The following is a 16,400-nucleotide window of genomic DNA, read 5'->3' as shown; positions in this document are numbered from 1 at the left end:
CCTTTCCCGGGACAGACAGATCATCCGCGGCCGAATTCAGAGATCCCGGACAGCATCTTCAGTAAAACGGCGACCAGAATAAAGGAAAGATTGACTGTATAGCCAAGTACAGTTCCTCCATCTAAAGAGAGCCCGCCAAAGATACAGGCAGAGTATGTGCTTAAGGCAATACCTGCAAGACCGTTGATAACTACCAGCAGCGCTGCCGTATTAAGCGCCTTGCTGCAGCGGAATGAGAAGGGTTCTCCACGGCCGACCTCTGTTAAGGCGGCACGGATGTTCGCGATTGTAAAAAGTGTGATCAACAGGCACAGAATAGTTGCTCCAAACATAATGAGCAATGGAGTCCTGAACCCTGTCAAAATCTCCATCGTGACAGGCTTTCCGTTGATCGTAAGTGCTTTGAATGCGTCAAGCAGATCCTCCGTAATCATGTCTGGTTTAAAACCGACGACCGCAATTGCTGCGCAGGCGCCGATGAAAACGATTAAAATGGACAGAAACACAAAAAATGCAATAAAATTAAGAAATTTCGCACAACCTTTCATCTTTTTCTCCCCCTTATGATAAGAGTGCGGCCTCCGTCAAAAGGCGGCATACTTATCTTTTTTCTTATCAATTTTTTCCTTATCAGTTCTTTATCTTATCACAGATATCGATGTTGAGGAAGAATGGGATGGGATATTCCATCAGAATTGAAGACTCGCTTGCGAGTCTTGCGCCCCGCGTGCGGGTTTCCCTTTCTGCGCGTTTATCCCACGTCTGAAGACACAGGTATTACGCGATGAAGAATAAAAAATAAGAAAACTGCCGACTGTCTGTATCGTCTACTCCCCGTCGGTTTTGCCGAACGAATTTAAGATTTTGTCGTACCTGTCCGCTTCGGCGTTAATGGCAGCAACGCCGCCGGGTTCATTGCACGTCTTTGAGCCGGAAGCACTCGTTTATTCTTTGTTATCCTCACCCCATACACACAGCTGATCCAGCACCGCCATCAGCGATTTTCCCCGTTCGCTCAGGCTGTACTCCACCTTTGGCGGGATCTGGGGATATTCCTTTCTCACAATCAGATGGTCGGCCTCCAGCTCTTTCAGATTTGCGCTGAGGGTTTTATCTGAAATCGTCTTTAAATACCGTCTGAGCTCATTGAACCGTACGGGCTCAAATTCCATCAGGCAGTACAGGATCTTCATCTTATGCTTGCCGGAAATGAGTGACAGCGTATAACTGAAACCGGTATCTTCGAAATTGGCGTCTTCTATATAATTTCTGATCATGATAAGCTTTCTCCAAAGATAGTACCTTACTTAGATATCAGTACTTGTATCTGTTCCCACACCGGCTATAATTTTAGGTACGACACACGTTCCTGTCAATCCAAGCACAAAAAAGAGGAAGCAGTTATGAGAACAAAACTCAAGATCACAGAAGGTATTTTCCCGATGCCGGTGTTGATGGTCGCAACGTATAACGAAGACGGCAGCGTCAACGTAATGAACGCAGCATGGGGCACTATGCAGGAAAGGGGCACTGTCGCCCTGAACCTCACCGAGTCCCACAAGACCGTGAAAAATATCAAGGCCAGAGGCGCCTTCACCGTGAGCATAGCTGATGCAGCTCATGTGGTAGAAGCAGACTATTTCGGCGTCGTATCCGGAAACAATACACCCGACAAATTCGCCTGCAGCGGCCTGACTGCCGAAAGGGCGGAAACCGTAGACGCACCTGTTATCAATGAATTCCCGCTGTGTCTGGAATGCGAGTTTATCGAATACCAGTCCAATGAATACGGCTGCGGGGTAATCGGCAAAGTCGTCAATGTCACCGCCGATGAAAGTGTTATGGTGAATGGAAAGCTTGATATGTCATTGGTCAATGCCATCGCCTTTGACCCCTACACACACGGTTACTACAAGGTCACGGAACGTGTCGGCAACGCCTTCAAGGATGGGCTGGCACTGAAGAAGTAATTCCACAGAACAAGGGTTTCCTGCACCCGGAGCACGCTCTGCTCCTGGTGACGGAAACCCTCTGAATTTATTCTTCATCTTTTATTTTTCATCGCGCAATACCCATGTATTCAGTCGAGGGTATCGCGCGATGAAGAATAAAAATCATCTTTTCTGCTTCTTAATATCGTTTAGTGAAAATGTCAAAATGACACCCAGCACGATCAAGCCCACTGCCACCATCATAACCACTCTCATGGCATTCTGATAGACGGCATTGATAATTTTCTGGTATGCATCCTGATCCCTTACGGTCAAAGTTAAGGGATTGACATTTCCCATCTTTTGCATATACATTTCCGCATTAGCTCTGAATGCTTCATTAGACAAATTCATAGGTGTATAGGTGTTGATCGCCTCCCGTAGTCCACTGACTGCTCCCAGAGTCAGGACAACGCCAATGATGCCGGTTCCCATAGACATGCCCAGGCTTTGGCCTGTTGAGACTAATCCGGAGCAGCTGTTCTGCACCTGCGGCGGAATCGTTGACAGAGGCACATCTACGCAAAGCGACGTGGGAAAGCCTAAACCTGTCCCAAACATTCAAGGGGACGGTCCTTTTGTTTCTGTCCCCTGTGTTTTCATGAATCAGGGGGGACGGAAACAAAAGGACCGTCCCCCTGTCTACCCCCTTGTCTACTCCCCTTGTCTACTCTTGCTCAATTCCTCCAAGTCGTGTTCAAGATGAAACGTAGTTACGAAGGCCACAAACAGGATAATAGACAAAATCATTGGTATCCAGTTATAGAATGCGCGGATCGTCAATATCACAGTTTTCGACTGGGCAATCCCCTGAGCAGCTTTTCTGCCGTCGAGGCCGGCCCATGCTATCGCTCCGCCGAATATGGCGACGCCGAGTCCGAGACCGAGTTTCTGCGCAGCGGAGGATCCGGCGTTGCCCATACCGACTGCCTCGATACCTGTCTTTAATCTGCCGTAGGTGATCGAGTCGGCCACAAGGCCCATCGCCATTCCCGAAGACATGCCCATACCACAGCCCTTCACGATGTTGCACAGAACGATGGGTATCAGGCCGGGCTCACAGAAATTGAAAGCTATGCAGCCCATGGCCATCAGTCCCGTTCCGAGTATGAACACCCAACTCTTGCCGATCTTCTTCATCAAAAACGGCGTCAGAATCATGACCCCCAGCTGGGATACTGCAAAGGCGTTTGCAAGCAGGCCGAATTTTGAATAGTCATTGAGAACATACAGGGCATAATTGGTGCCGCTTGCGGACATAAAGATTTTGATGAGAAAGGTAAAAAAAACCGCAAAAAACATCATGACCCAGTACTTGTTTTGGAACAGCGCCTTGATCGCGGCTGAAGGCTTTACTTTGTCGATTTTCATCTCTACGCCGCCTGCCCGTTCTTTGGTAGTAAAGACTGTAATCAGTGTCGAAACAAGCACAAAGACACTGACTACGATAACCGCACCGGTAAAACCTGCCTGTGTATTCGGATTGTCAGCACTATCGCTGAACAAAAACAGAAGAGGGATAAAGAAGGTGTTGATCAAAATAGTACCGATCGCCTGGAAAAGCTGCTGGATGTTGCCCAGTATGCCGCGTTCTCCTCTGTTTTGGGTCATCAGGGAAATCATGGAAAAATACGGTACCTGTATGAACGTCAAAAAAACCGAATTTGCCAGATTGTAAATAACAAAAATGTATATGTATTTCAGCGTCGAGGGAAAGCTCTTCGGAACGAAGAAAACCAGAACCAGGCTGACCGCCATCGGAAGACACATGCGCAGCAGCCACACCCTCGCTTTGCCCATTTTCGACCGGGTGTGGTCAACAATGTTTCCTATTACAATATCAGATAATCCGTCGATCAACCTGGAGAGCCCGAACATAATGGAAAGGATCCCTGCATCAATGAGGGCAACGTTCATCATATAAATCATAATGAACGAACCCAGAACGCCCGTGAGCATTCCATTTCCACAGGAAGCCATTCCGAATCCGATCCGCTCTCCCCAACTCAATTTCATTTCGGGATCATCATGTTTTGTTGCCAATTGAATCATGACAAATTCTCCTCTACATTTTTTTCGTGAAATGATCTGCTTTCATCCAGCGAATTTCCTTTTCGTCCAATTATGTTCAATTTTAAACGAAAAATCAATCTCCAGGACACATAGTAACCCGCCTCCCTGAAAAAGGACCTGTAAAGAAACTCTTTGCTGTTTCTTTACAGGTCCTTTTCTCTACCCGGTACAGTTCCCTTTTTCACTGCAAAAGCATATAATTACCGAAGACCTCGTTTGAAAAAAGACATGAATCATCTGTCGGCTTTAATTCAGGAGGAGACTGGCAATGAAGGCTTTTGACTTCGATAACACCATTTACCGCGGCGAAAGTTCCATAGACCTCGCAGTTTATATGATCAGGAACAACAAAAAGATCATCCTCTATCTTCCCATGATCTTCACAAATCTGGTCAAATACAAACTGTGTATGATCGGAAGAGAAGAGATGGAAACCATCCTGAACGATTTCTGCCAGGCGGTCATGGAAGACAAGGACGAGGTGCCGCGGATCATTGAAAGGTTCTGGCAGACCCACGCACATAAGCTGAACGAAAGGATCCTGAAACTGATCGGCCCGGAGGACATTATTATCACTGCCGGGCCGGATGTTTTGATCAATGGAATCAGGGACAGGCTGCACACGGATCACATCATCAGCTCAGAAGTGGATCTCAACAGCGGCAGATTCACCTACTTGAACTTTAAAGACAATAAAGTCAGGCGCTACAAAGAACTCTACGGTGATACTCCCATAGATGTCTTTTACACGGACTCCTACAATGACCGGGCTTTGATGGAGATTTCCGACCGGGTTTATCTCGTAAAAAAAGGCGTTTCCATAAAACAGATCAAACCGTTCAAAAAAAGAAGCCTTCAGAGAAAACTTCACGGAAAACAGAAAAGCAACAGGAAATGTCGACACAACGATTGTCTATCTGATTCAGTTTGTGGTCGTACTGCTCTGCCTGATCTACGTTTACAGAAAGGTCGCCAGGACCATCGATCATCAAACTAAATTCGTGTCTTCAAGTTCACGACCTTTTCAAACCGGAACATCTCCCCGCCGTTTTCAAAATCTGCCGCATTTCCTGTTTCCGGATCCCGGGGATCAGGATGGAGGCTGTTGAAAAACTCCACGATGTGAAATCCGCATTTATTAACATAGAAATGGATGTTCCTTTTCTCAAAATAGGGAGTACATGTTTCCCACGCTTTTGTCTCAGGATAAAGCGATTCGACACACTTCCATGCAGCCGTGCCAATGCCTTTACTGTGGGCATTCGGGCTGACAAACAAAAGATCCAGATGATTGTGGTGTGTCTTTTCATTGATTTGCAGCACAAGACCCCCGACAATCCTCCCATCCTCACGAATCCGGTAGGCAACACCCTGGTCGATGCTGTTTTCAATGGTCTTTCGGGAAATGATCTCACCGTCTTCCTCAAAGTGACTGTCTCTTTCTCCAAATTCTTCCATTGCCCCGTATTTGAATGCGCACTGATTATCAAGAATGAATTGTTCCCTATCATTCCCTGTGAGTAGAGTAAGAGTAATTTCTTTCAATTTTTCAATCTCCTTCAACAAAAAAGCCCGGCAGCAAAAGGCTTTTTAAGCCAATTGTTCCGAGCTCACTCGACATCTTATCCGACAGGCGGCCTGCAAAGCTTTCGCTTTACGATCCCCTACGCTGCGGCGTACTGTCCTCCGATGACCTATATTAAATTACGAGCATATTATATCCTCTTTCAGACTCTGATTCAAGACTCCACAAGGCTTCGGGTTCAAATCGGGTTCAAGCCGGTTACCGTACAGACCCCCTCGAAATTCGAGGCGTTTTTCGCGGATTTTTCGCGAAAAACCCGAGTGGAACTGCGTTCGCCCCATTCGCGAAGCGAATTCAGCATGGGCGAACGCAAGTTACTGCATTGCGAAGCAATGATTCCGCCCCTCGAGGGGGCGTGTACAGTAACTCAAGCCGTCCCCTTCCCTGCATACAAATCTATAATCCGTATACGATTAATCCTGCTAAAGCCGATATTCCAATCAATCCAATCGGTGAAATACCATTCTTCAGAACTTTTCTCGAACCGAAGTATACAGTTCCAAGAACGATCGTCATTATAATTGCAGTCGTATCGAACGAAAGTGCCCCAGGACTTCCTACGCTATGCTGCAAAATCATAAAGACACCTGTTGCCAGAATGATACCTATGATGCACGGTTTCAATCCTCGCAGAACAGCTTGCACATAGGGGTTCTTCAGCAGTTTTTTCAACAGGACCATGATGAGCAGGATAATAATAAAAGAGGGAAGCACCACTGCAGTTGTGGCAATAAGAGCACCCCGGAAGCCTGCCTGTGAACTGCCGACATACGTTGCCAGATTAACCATAATGGGTCCCGGTGTACTCTCACTGACCGCGATCATGTATGTAAGCATTTCATCCTCAATCCAGCCATATGAGAGCACCACGTCTCTGATCAGAGGGATTGCGCCGTATGCTCCGCCAAAAGCGAACAGGCCAACCTTCAAAAAGCCGATAAGCAAATCGAAGCATATCATTTAGCTGCACCTGCCTTTCCGGCATTCTGCCTGATCAGGAATATAGAGAGACTGATGACTGCCGCAATCAGCATCAGGGTGATAGAGGATACCCGCAGGGCAAAGACGTCGATCGCCAGCATAGAAACAAAAGCGCAGATCATGATGGTGAGCGGCATCGGCTTTTTCTGCATCTTTTTGATCATCTTGAGCGCAGCGTCAAGAATCAATATGCCTACTGCGATCCTGATCCCCATGAAAGCATGAGCGATCCACGCAATCTCCAGAAAGTTGTCCAGAAACATGGAAACCAGGAATATGATGCAAAATGAGGGAAGTACCATGCCGATTGTCGCTGCGACAGCTCCGGTCAGACCTTTCTGTTTATAACCGACAAAGGTGGCACAATTGATAGCGATCGGACCCGGTGTGGATTCTGCGATCACCGTGACGTTCATCATCTCATCGTGAGTGATCCACTGCTTCTTTTCCACACAGGAATCCTCTATCAGGGAGATCATGGCATATCCTCCGCCAAAAGTAAAAAGCCCGATTTTGGCGAACGTCAGAAAAAGATCAAGCACAATATTCATACGTTAATTTCCGCGGCAGTGGTGATCTGCGCAGTGATCGTGTCCGCAATCGCCATCGTGATGATGCCCGTGGTGATCGCAATGGGCATCCGGATCGTACTCCAATGTTCCTGATGCGAGAGACTTTGCCGCCGCATCCGCTGAGCCCCGGACACCGGCGTAGAGTTTAATCCCGGCATCTGCCAGTGCCATCTGCGCTCCCATGCCAATGCCTCCGCAGATCAGCGCGTCCGCCTTTGCCGCCTGCAGGAAACCGGCCAGTGCACCATGTCCGCTGCCGTTTGTATCTACAACCTGTTCTCCTGTGATCTTACCGTCCTCAACATCATACAGTTTGAACCGTTCTGAATGCCCAAAATGCTGGAAGATCTCCCCGTTTTCGTAAGTAACTGCGATTCTCATGGTACTGCTTCCTTTCTCCATTATGTGCTGTTTAATTTCGACCGGCGCGAATTCACAGCGGCCGCCTGTGATCAACAGCCTTTTCCCATGAACCAGGGCATCCGCGACCTTTTTCCGTGCGCTGTCGTAGATCGATGTGACCGTGGTCCGGGCAATGTTCATTCTGGCCGCACAGGCTTCCTGCGTGAGTCCTTCGTCATCAAGAAGGCGTAAGGCTTCAAACTCATCCACCGTCATTTGCACACTCTCGGCGGCTGTTATATCGTTGGGCGAGAAGCTGCGATAGACCGGCAGCCGCTCTATTCTCCGGCATCTGATGGGTCTTGGCATGATCCCTCCTTTCCGACATATGTCAAATACTATTATACGTAGTTTCTGACATATGTCAATAATTGGCAGCATAAACACAGCCGGGCTCTTGCCCGATGGTTTCCTTTTGAATGATAAAGAAATATCCTTCACCTCCAGATTACTTTCAGCCTGCTGTACTCCTTGGTTTTCCAAAAGACCAAGGGGACCAGTAAAATAAACCTGTTGTTCTTCAGCTGTCTTTGAAGCTAATGCCACATACTCCAGAAGGGTACTGACTTTTTTCCGATCGCTTGCCACATCAATTACATCCGGCAGAAAGTTAGGAGGCACTGGAAAAAGGTGTGAAAAAAAAATTCACCCCCGGATCTTTATTTGTTATAATCGCTCTTGCAGCGTTGGTTCCTGGAATCTTATTTCCGGGCAGGGCTTACGCTGAAGAAACAAAGCGATCGGAAAGAACGCTTTCGGCGGCTGCACGAAGCTGACGGCAAAGAAGGTTGGAGATAAGGCCTTTACCGGTACGGCAGCAATTGCTGTGGTCACGGTTTCCGTATAATCTCTTAATGCATTTAAGACATGGCTGGTCAAAAAGGGAATCCACAAGAAAGCAAAGACTGGTCAAAAAGGGAATCCACAAGAAAGCAAAGATCAGTACCTGAGAAAAGAAACAAAGAAACAGACAGGCATGGTTCCATCAAAGAACTGAGGAAAGGGATAGAATGATGAAAACAATGATTGAAAACGGCAGCCTGACGCTCTGCCTTGAGGGGCGTATTGATTCAAACAATGCTCCGGCTGTGGAAGGATGAGATCTTTGCGGCTGTGAATGCCAGTCCCGGTGCGACGGTCACCCTGGATGCGGATAGGCTGGAATACATCTCATCTGCCGGACTGCGTGTGCTGATGAAACTGCGGAAGAAAGCCGGGAAGGCATTGCCGGTCCTGAATGTGTCGCTGGAGATCTTTGAGATCTTCGAGGTGACAGGCTTTACAGAGCTTATGGATGTGAAAAAGCGTCTGCGGGAGATTTCCGTGGAAGGCTGTGAGAAGCTGGGGGAGGGCGGAAACGGTGCGGTCTATCGGCTGGATGAGGATAAGATCGTCAAGGTTTATAAGCCCTGGATGCAGTGGAATGTGATCGACAGGGAACGCAGTTTCGCAAAGACTGCTTTTGTTAACGGTATTCCCTCTGTCATTCCCTATGATACGGTAAAGGTGGGCGACTGCCTGGGCGTGGTGTTCGAACTGCTCCGGTCCGATACACTGGGCCACGCCATGCGGGATAATCCTGACAAGCTGGAGGCATATGTAGATCAGTATGTGGAGCTTGCAAAGACGCTGCACTCAACCCATGTTCCGGCAGGCAGCTTCTCGCGCATCCAGGATGTCATGCACACCAAAGCGGATAATCTGAACAAATGGTGCTCTGAAGAGGAGATGGCGCTGCTGCACAGGATTATCGATTCCATCCCTGACAGTGATACCGTGACTCACAATGATCTGCATCCCGGCAACATTATGATTCAGGACGGAGAGCTGGTGCTCATTGACATGCCTGAAGTCACGATGGGACCGTCCGTCTGTGATCTTGTTGCGATTTACCGCGATATGATCTCCGCACCGCAGTCACAGACAGGCTCCATTGAGCGCAGTGTCGGTATGCCCGCGGAATTAATTATGCGGGCGGGAAATATGTTCCTTGAGAAATATACCGGCATCACGGACCGCGCAGAGCTGGAGACTTATTATAAAAAGCTCGGACTCCTGTTTGCGTTCAACGTTTCACTGACACCGGGAAGCGGCAGTGAGAACGCGATGCGTCTGGCGGATGTGATCATGAACAATTTGCTCCGTCCCGTCGTCATTCCCAATGAGCAGGCCATCCGCGCACTGTTCCAATCCATGTAAATGATTAATGCAGACAAAGTGCCGCAAAATCAGCCCGCACGTGGCCCTGGCCTTGATCGCTATGAGGAAATTATGCAAGGCGATCCGCAGTCGTCGGATTTTCAGAGATTTTTCAACGGATAGTATCGTATTCGGCGCAATAAAGAACGGCGGCATCATGACTACGAACTTTTCTGTAAAGCACGGGATAAACACTATTCCCTGAATCCGTGAAGTTGATTTTTTCAAAGGCTCGTAAAAGCCCATAGTTACAGTTTTTATGTTACAGTACAGACCGGCTCGAAACTCGAGGCGTTTTTCGCGGCTTTTTCGCGAAAAACCCGAGTGCAACGGCGCGAACACACTCGCAGAGTGTGTTGCGCACAGCGAAGCGTATTGGAATCGCCGGATCACGCTGAACACCAATAAGAACAGCTTGCAATAGGCAAGTTGGTTATCAAAAATCATGAACTTCACGGATTCAGGTATTCCTTTGGACAGATCATCACAGAACTCTATCAGTGCACCGGAATATAGAAGCGTTGTTCAGTTATAGGGGCTGTCGTTTCTGCTTCAAAAAGTGGATGCAACAGCCCCTTAGCTTTGCGAACTCAGCTCAGAATTGATTTCAAATCCTCTTCCGGAGTGCTGATCGGGGCAATGTTGTAGTTTTCAACAAGGCAGCTCAGCACATTCGGAGAGATAAACGCCGGGAGCGAAGGACCGAGCCGGATGTCCTTGATTCCAAGATAGAGAAGGGTAAGCAGGATACATACCGCTTTCTGTTCGTACCAGGAAAGGATCATTGAAAGCGGAAGTTCATTCACACCGCAGCCAAATGCATCTGCAAGAGCAACCGCAACGCGGATCGCGCTGTAAGCGTCGTTGCACTGCCCCATATCCATGATACGAGGCAGTCCGCCGATCATACCGATGTCCAGGTCGTTGAAGCGATACTTTCCGCATGCCAGAGTCAGAATGACAGTATCTGCGGGAGCCTGCTTCACGAACTCGGTGTAATAATTTCTTCCGGGCCTGGCGCCATCGCAGCCGCCGACCAGGAAGAAGTGACGGATTGCACCGCTCTTGACAGCATCGATGACTGTATCCGCAACACCGAGAACAGCGCTGTGGCTGAAACCGGTGGTGACAGTCGTGCCGCCGTTGATACCGGTGAACTGCGTATTTTCGGCAAAGCCGCCCAGTTCAAGAGCTTTCTCGATAACGGGAGTGAAATCTTTATTCTCTCCGATATGTACGATCTCAGGATAGGAAACCACCTCTGTGGTAAACACACGATCTTTGTAGCTGTCTTTCGGAGGCATCAGGCAGTTGGTTGTAAACAGAATCGGAGCCGGAAGATTCGCAAACTCCTTCTGCTGGTTCTGCCAGGCAGTCCCGAAGTTGCCCTTGAGATGAGGATACTTACGAAGTTCGGGATAAGCGTGCGCAGGAAGCATCTCACCGTGGGTATAAATGTTGATTCCCTTGTCCTTCGTCTGTTCAAGCAGCTGCTTCAGATCATAGAGATCATGGCCGGTAATCACTATAAAGGGACCCTTTTCGACCATCAAAGGTACAGTGACCGGTACAGGATTGCCATAAGTCCCGGTATTCGCCTTATCCAGCATCTCCATACATAAGAAGTTCACTTTACCGACCTCCAGGACGATAGGAAGCAGTTCAGTCATATCCCGATCCTCACCAATGGCAAAGAGAGCCCTGGCAATGAACTCGTTGACCCGCTCGTCGGAATATCCAAGCACCCCGGCATGATATGCATAAGCCGCCATACCGCGGATTCCGAACAGGATCAGAGATTTCAGGCTGCGGATATCTTCGTCTGCATTCCAGAGATCAGCCATATCATAATCATTGTTTCTGCCGCAGGGAGACGCACAGGTTGAGCAATCAGAAACGAGATTCTGTTTTTCTGCATGTACCTCATCGATCAGAGCCTGAATCGTGGTCTCATTGAAGTTTACGTTAGTAATGGTCGTAAACAGTCCTTTGATCAGCAGCTTATAGGTATTTTCGGTCGGCTGAGTACTGCCGTCTGTCGTACGGGCAAGACCGATCAAAGCACCTGTCAGCTTGTCCTGAAGGTCTGCAACATCTGCCTTCTTGCCGCAGACACCGGCGGCACCGGTACATCCTTTGCATCCTGCTGTCTGCTCACACTGAAAACAAAACATTTTTCTTTCCATAACTGCCTCCTCTTTAATCCAAAATACGTCCGTCCGTGGAGATCGTTACGACCTGCCAGGGAATGAATTTGCCGCTTGCCTTAAGAGCGTTTTCAGCAGCCCTCTGCAGTCCGCCGGCAGGATGGTCTGCACCGGCAGTCAGATGCTTCGTCATTGCCGCCTTACGCTTTGTTTTGTCTGTAGTCTGCATGATTATGCGGATCATGGTCTTGTTCCTCCCTGGATTTCTTTTATTCCGTGGCTTATTGTGGCTTGATTATAGAATGATAAATCAAACATATCTGTTGTATTTACAACAAAAAGGAACTTTTAAGAAAGAAACAGCATTTTTCAAAAACCATAAAAAAGCCAGGACCTTATTGCCGGCAAAAGCCGGTGTCTGGTCCTGGCTGATTCATTATCATCAAAGCCCTGCAGCCTGATTTCTGCTCCATATTGTTATTTCGTTTTGGCGATCAGGAAACCCTTTATAACCAGGAAAGCAAAACAAACGATACCGGCATAAGGCTGCCTTGTCGCCATAAACACAATAACCGCCAAGAAACGCAGGGACGGTCCTTTCGTTTCTGTCCCTTTGTTTCAAATGTCAAAAATGAAACACGGGGACAGATACAAAAGGACCGTCCCCATGTTTTATGTATTTCCTGTCATCAAAACTACGACCTCGACATGTGTGCATTTTTGCAAGCCATTAATTGATAACACCATTGGGTATTTCCCTGAAAATCTGATATTGCCGCATAATATCGTTTCCCTGATCCGACTCCTTCCCTCTGGCTTCCAGAATCCTCTCGATTGCCTGTGCCGGATCCATTGTGTGATAAGGGAGAGATAAGTCTCTAATTTCTTTCGGCTTTCCCGGATTCGATCACTCCCATGACTTTCTTTTCATCGTATGTTCCCAGAATGGCAGCGCCCAAAAGGCAGAAAGCCACTGCCACGATGGAAACGATCCTGAGGCCTGTGGGAGAAGCCATCAGGTCATTGCTGGTGATATCCTGGGTGGTACCGAGCACCGCCAGGGAAGTGAAGGCAAGCATAGCCAGGGACTGACCGGCTTTCATGGAAAAAGTTCTGGCGGCAAAGAACATTCCCTCCCGTTTTTCTCCAGTCCTGACGCCGTCTTCCTCGGCTACATCCGCAACGATAGACTGGGGAATGATGCCCAGGAGGGCCATCGGGAAGGCTGCGATGACCACGATCAGAATGCCGAATACCACTCCCGGCAGAGGCAGTATTCCGATCAGGGCGGTGATGACATAAGCCAGCGCAAGCCCCAGAAAACCTGTTATCACCAGTTTTTTCTTACCGAATTTTCCAACAAGTTTTGATACAACAGGGTAGAAACAGACGGACAGAATGGTCATTCCGGCAAGGAAGATCATTGTAAACGATTCGTCGAGTTTCATGGAGACTTTTACAAAAAAAGGAAGACCTGTCTGGAAAAGGGTCAGACCGATCCAGTAGGAGATATCCGAGGCGGCAAATTTCAGGAATTCTTTGTTTTTGAATGTCGCTCCCAGGCTTTTCATGACGTCTGATTCGCTGGCTTTGGAATCCACAAAATCCCTTTCCTTCAAGCGAAAAACAGGTGTCAGCATGCAGATCACGGCGATGATGGCCAGCACGATGAACCAGATCCTGTAACTCCAGGCGTAACTGATATGCGCCTGCAGAGGACCTGCCAGAACAAAAGGCAGGTATGCCAAAAGCGTGCCGATAAAAAAGGTAAACGAGATTGCCGTCGAAATGTACATTCTGTCATCCTGCGTCTTTCCGAATTCGGAAATCAGCGCATTATAAGGCGTACAGTACATTGTCATAAAAAGATAGAAAATGATGAGAGAGACCAAGATCCAGGCGATGTTAATCCCGCTGATCCGCTCGACCGGCGCGCAGAAAACCAGTACAGTGACGATTGCCAAGGGCACAGCTGCTATTTTCATAAAGGGGATCCTTCTCCCTGCGGGATTGTTACTGCGGTCGGAAAGAGTTGCGATCAGAGGATCTGTAATCGCATCAAAAATCCTGCATATGAAGGTGATCAGTCCAAGAACAGTCAGAAGTCCGTAGACAACAAGCCCCGTAGGTATATAAAAGACAGCACCCGCCTTCACAGATTCTGCGGTCGGCAGATAGAAGGTGACCAGCCAGGTATTGATGATGCCTCCCAGAGTGGACCAGCCAAGCTGGCCTATAGCAAAGATCCGCATTTCTTTTTTTGTTAAACGTCTTGTTGCCACCGCAAGCCCCTCTCTTTGATTGAAATTTTTATTCATTTTACGGACAGCGTTTACATTATAGTACGGATAAACAACAAGTAAAGCAAGCTTTGTTATATGCTTCGCTGTGCACAACACACTCTGCGAGTGTGTTCGCGCCGTTGAACTCGGGTTTTTCGCGAAAAAACCGCGAAAAACGCCTCTAGTTTCGAGCCGGTCTGTACTGTAACTATTTTTCTTATATCTCCAGCTTCTTTATTGCATTGGGCTGGAACATTGCGCTAATATAAATCTAAAAAGTCGGTCCGCATAGGATCGTCGCCAGGGTCGGTCATGTCGACGATGGTCCACCAATCTGTCTATGTAAACTGTCCAGTAGTTAATTACAGAATAGGGGGAAATGATATTTTATGAAGAAGCGTATTACTATCTGTTTCATTCTTTTCATAATTACCACGTTTTCATTTTCAGTTTGTATCGCAGAAGGTGCAGAAGAGTACTCTCTGCCTGGCCAGAGTGAGCAGACGCTCTGGGATAACCCAAGAACCACCAACGATGGGACGCCCTTTGTTATCCGTCCAGGTGAACGCGTCACGATTGTTGATATTCAGGGCTGCGGCGTCATTCGTAAACTGTGGATGAGCATGAATTATGTCGGCAAAGCGCTCTATCCGCGAGCACGGGAGCGCAATAGCCAGGTCTGGATCGAATGTTTCTGGGATGGGGCAGATCAGCCTGCGATCAGCGCACCGGTGGGTGATTTCTTCGGTCATATCATGGGACGAGATCAGCCTTTTGAAAACTACTATTTCTCTGATCCGTCAGGGCGCAGTCTGCAGACGTATATGCCCATGCCGTTCAGAAAGGAAGCTCGCATTGATGTGATTAACCACTTTGATCTGCCCGTTTCCATGTTTCACGAGGTACGCTGTACCATGGATGAGAAACTGCCTGAAGATGCCGGCTATTTGCATGCTTATTACAACCAGTTGATTACCGACGAACCTGGCCAGGTCTATACGGTGCTTCCTGTAGTGAAGGGGCGAGGCCGGTATATGGGTACGCATCTCGGGTTCCGGGTAAAAGCGGAAAACGGCCTGGAATGGCAGCATGGACGTTTTGATTTCAGCATCGATTCTGACCAGCCTAACATGCTTACCGCTACTCTGGATGATTATTGTGGTTCTTCATGGGATTATGATCGCGTATATCAACATCAGGATAGCGGACTGCTGTTCTCAGAGTATTTTCAGGAGGGCGGAGGAGAACATGCAGTCTATTGTTATCACCGCCGCGATCCTCTCTATTTCCAGGAATCCTGCAGCGTGACTTATCGATCCTGTCAAGGTGCTCCTGTCACTGAATTTGTGGAATGGTATAGTGTGGATGAAAGCCGACTAAAAGCGATCGATTGCGATCAGTCGCTTGACGATATACGCAGGTTCATCGCTGAGGGTGGCGGAAAACCCTCCGATCTTATAGAATTTTACACGAATGACGATCTGTATTCCGTGGCGTATTACTATCTGGATCGTCCGTGATGAAATGCGCAAAGAACAGTAAAGGTTATTGCGGTACAGTTGCTGCAATCAGGGTGTTCATGTAAAAAGAGAGCAAATGCCAAAGCAGTGGGGCATAAAGCCGATGTGAAGAAAGATTCCATCACCCTGGCTCCCGCAGGTGAAGCGGAGAAACCGCAGAGCCCGGATCCTGAGCAAACCTAGTAAAGCAGAAAAAGGCAGCATCGCACCTTGGGGTCAAAATAAGATTTTTGGCACACTTTCTTTACATAGTGCACAAATTTAAGCAGCGAATTTATGTATTTTGTCAATTGACATACCCAATGTCAATCAGTTAGTTTATAGGGGTGGTTTCCCGTAGGGGGGCCACCCCAAATTTTCTGGCTTCATTCACGAGTTTGCTATTCGTCCTGCGTACTTATGCCGCCTCCATTTTCGCCCACCCACCAAATCCGGCAGTTTTCTCTACGCTGCGGTCCCACCCTTGCTCAAATGTCGGCGGCACCGCATGCCCGTCTTTTTCCATCCACGGCAGTTTCAAAAAAATCGTAAAAATCCGAAAAATTTTCCCCTTAGGGGGGTTGACAGAAAGCCCAAAATGTGCGGCCGCTCTGATTTCTGATTGGTTTTTAAGAGGAAATCAGAGCGGCCCTTTGACTGGAAGTATAA

At 48.1% G+C, this 16,400-nt stretch carries 14 protein-coding genes and 1 pseudogene; 4 read left to right on the top strand and 11 right to left on the bottom strand.

Features of this window, described 5'->3' with window-relative positions; genetic code table 11:
* Nucleotides 1–20 precede the first annotated feature (20 nt).
* Both BLT02_RS12270 and BLT02_RS12265 read right to left on the bottom strand, forming a co-directional pair.
* Nucleotides 21–548, bottom strand: coding sequence for a hypothetical protein (locus BLT02_RS12270; RefSeq protein ID WP_092995880.1), 528 nt, complete (start codon nucleotides 546–548; stop codon nucleotides 21–23).
* 396 nt (nucleotides 549–944) lie between these two features.
* The gene (locus tag BLT02_RS12265) at nucleotides 945–1,277 is read right to left on the bottom strand and encodes a winged helix-turn-helix transcriptional regulator (protein ID WP_092995877.1); all 333 of its coding nucleotides are present in this window, start codon (nucleotides 1,275–1,277) and stop codon (nucleotides 945–947) included.
* A 126-nt stretch (nucleotides 1,278–1,403) separates the two neighbouring features.
* Here BLT02_RS12265 and BLT02_RS12260 point away from each other — a divergent pair, with 126 nt between their 5' ends.
* Nucleotides 1,404–1,970, top strand: a complete 567-nt coding sequence (locus BLT02_RS12260) for a flavin reductase family protein (RefSeq protein WP_092995874.1) — start codon at nucleotides 1,404–1,406, stop codon at nucleotides 1,968–1,970.
* Nucleotides 1,971–2,114: 144 nt separating this feature from the next.
* Here the strand turns inward: BLT02_RS12260 and BLT02_RS12255 are convergent, their stop codons facing one another.
* A complete protein-coding gene (locus BLT02_RS12255) occupies nucleotides 2,115–2,552 on the bottom strand; it encodes an MFS transporter (protein ID WP_139187597.1) in 438 nt (145 codons plus the stop codon).
* A gap of 93 nt (nucleotides 2,553–2,645) precedes the next feature.
* Nucleotides 2,646–4,043 carry an MFS transporter gene (locus BLT02_RS12250; RefSeq protein WP_092995869.1) on the bottom strand — a complete coding sequence of 466 codons (1,398 nt, stop codon included), beginning with the start codon at nucleotides 4,041–4,043 and terminating at the stop codon, nucleotides 2,646–2,648.
* Between the two features lie 289 nt (nucleotides 4,044–4,332).
* On the opposite strand from BLT02_RS12250, the gene BLT02_RS12245 reads away from it, so the two are divergent.
* On the top strand, nucleotides 4,333–5,061 hold the full coding sequence (locus BLT02_RS12245) for a haloacid dehalogenase-like hydrolase (RefSeq protein ID WP_092995866.1): 729 nt from the start codon (nucleotides 4,333–4,335) through the stop codon (nucleotides 5,059–5,061).
* On the opposite strand, the gene BLT02_RS12240 is transcribed toward BLT02_RS12245, so the two are convergent.
* From BLT02_RS12240 to BLT02_RS12225, 4 genes are all read right to left on the bottom strand, one after another.
* Nucleotides 5,058–5,609, bottom strand: coding sequence for a GNAT family N-acetyltransferase (locus BLT02_RS12240; RefSeq protein ID WP_242869802.1), 552 nt, complete (start codon nucleotides 5,607–5,609; stop codon nucleotides 5,058–5,060). The two genes, BLT02_RS12245 and BLT02_RS12240, sit on opposite strands and share 4 nt — an antisense overlap.
* 436 nt (nucleotides 5,610–6,045) lie before the next feature.
* Complete coding sequence (locus tag BLT02_RS12235) at nucleotides 6,046–6,609, bottom strand: chromate transporter (protein WP_092995863.1); 564 nt, start codon at nucleotides 6,607–6,609, stop codon at nucleotides 6,046–6,048.
* Nucleotides 6,606–7,181, bottom strand: a complete 576-nt coding sequence (locus tag BLT02_RS12230; protein WP_092995860.1) for a chromate transporter — start codon at nucleotides 7,179–7,181, stop codon at nucleotides 6,606–6,608. The genes BLT02_RS12235 and BLT02_RS12230 overlap by 4 nt, the downstream gene beginning before the upstream one ends.
* 3 nt (nucleotides 7,182–7,184) lie before the next feature.
* Nucleotides 7,185–7,913, bottom strand: a complete 729-nt coding sequence (locus BLT02_RS12225; RefSeq protein WP_092995857.1) for a DUF134 domain-containing protein — start codon at nucleotides 7,911–7,913, stop codon at nucleotides 7,185–7,187.
* Nucleotides 7,914–8,669: 756 nt separating this feature from the next.
* On the opposite strand from BLT02_RS12225, the gene BLT02_RS17560 reads away from it, so the two are divergent.
* Nucleotides 8,670–9,803 carry a phosphotransferase gene (locus tag BLT02_RS17560; protein WP_207649409.1) on the top strand — a complete coding sequence of 378 codons (1,134 nt, stop codon included), beginning with the start codon at nucleotides 8,670–8,672 and terminating at the stop codon, nucleotides 9,801–9,803.
* Between the two features lie 590 nt (nucleotides 9,804–10,393).
* Here the strand turns inward: BLT02_RS17560 and hcp are convergent.
* From hcp to BLT02_RS12205, 3 genes and pseudogenes are all read right to left on the bottom strand, one after another.
* Entirely contained in the window at nucleotides 10,394–11,989 is a 1,596-nt protein-coding gene (gene hcp, locus BLT02_RS12215; protein WP_175453820.1) for a hydroxylamine reductase, read from the bottom strand.
* A 13-nt stretch (nucleotides 11,990–12,002) separates the two neighbouring features.
* Nucleotides 12,003–12,104, bottom strand: a pseudogene (locus BLT02_RS12210) (iron-sulfur cluster-binding oxidoreductase); the annotation flags it as partial.
* A 724-nt stretch (nucleotides 12,105–12,828) separates the two neighbouring features.
* Nucleotides 12,829–14,232 (bottom strand): MFS transporter, encoded by a 1,404-nt coding sequence (locus tag BLT02_RS12205; protein WP_242869801.1) that lies wholly within the window; start codon nucleotides 14,230–14,232, stop codon nucleotides 12,829–12,831.
* Between the two features lie 389 nt (nucleotides 14,233–14,621).
* On the opposite strand from BLT02_RS12205, the gene BLT02_RS12200 reads away from it, so the two are divergent.
* Nucleotides 14,622–15,752, top strand: coding sequence for a DUF2961 domain-containing protein (locus BLT02_RS12200; RefSeq protein ID WP_092995851.1), 1,131 nt, complete (start codon nucleotides 14,622–14,624; stop codon nucleotides 15,750–15,752).
* The last annotated feature ends 648 nt before the right edge of the window (nucleotides 15,753–16,400 follow it).

The sequence above is a fragment of the Sarcina sp. DSM 11001 genome (genome assembly GCF_900101015.1).
Classification (GTDB): domain Bacteria; phylum Bacillota; class Clostridia; order Lachnospirales; family Lachnospiraceae; genus CAG-791.
The sequence above is the reverse complement of the archived record's forward strand: the minus strand, read 5'-3'. Positions and strand labels throughout refer to the sequence as shown.

Coding starts and splice junctions, on each gene's coding strand:
- BLT02_RS12270 (WP_092995880.1), bottom strand. CDS start 548: ATGAAAGGTTGTGCGAAATTTCTTAATTTTATTGCATTTTTTGTGTTT.
- BLT02_RS12265 (WP_092995877.1), bottom strand. CDS start 1,277: ATGATCAGAAATTATATAGAAGACGCCAATTTCGAAGATACCGGTTTC.
- BLT02_RS12260 (WP_092995874.1), top strand. CDS start 1,404: ATGAGAACAAAACTCAAGATCACAGAAGGTATTTTCCCGATGCCGGTG.
- BLT02_RS12255 (WP_139187597.1), bottom strand. CDS start 2,552: ATGTTTGGGACAGGTTTAGGCTTTCCCACGTCGCTTTGCGTAGATGTG.
- BLT02_RS12250 (WP_092995869.1), bottom strand. CDS start 4,043: ATGATTCAATTGGCAACAAAACATGATGATCCCGAAATGAAATTGAGT.
- BLT02_RS12245 (WP_092995866.1), top strand. CDS start 4,333: ATGAAGGCTTTTGACTTCGATAACACCATTTACCGCGGCGAAAGTTCC.
- BLT02_RS12235 (WP_092995863.1), bottom strand. CDS start 6,609: ATGATATGCTTCGATTTGCTTATCGGCTTTTTGAAGGTTGGCCTGTTC.
- BLT02_RS12230 (WP_092995860.1), bottom strand. CDS start 7,181: ATGAATATTGTGCTTGATCTTTTTCTGACGTTCGCCAAAATCGGGCTT.
- BLT02_RS12225 (WP_092995857.1), bottom strand. CDS start 7,913: ATGCCAAGACCCATCAGATGCCGGAGAATAGAGCGGCTGCCGGTCTAT.
- hcp (WP_175453820.1), bottom strand. CDS start 11,989: ATGGAAAGAAAAATGTTTTGTTTTCAGTGTGAGCAGACAGCAGGATGC.
- BLT02_RS12200 (WP_092995851.1), top strand. CDS start 14,622: ATGAAGAAGCGTATTACTATCTGTTTCATTCTTTTCATAATTACCACG.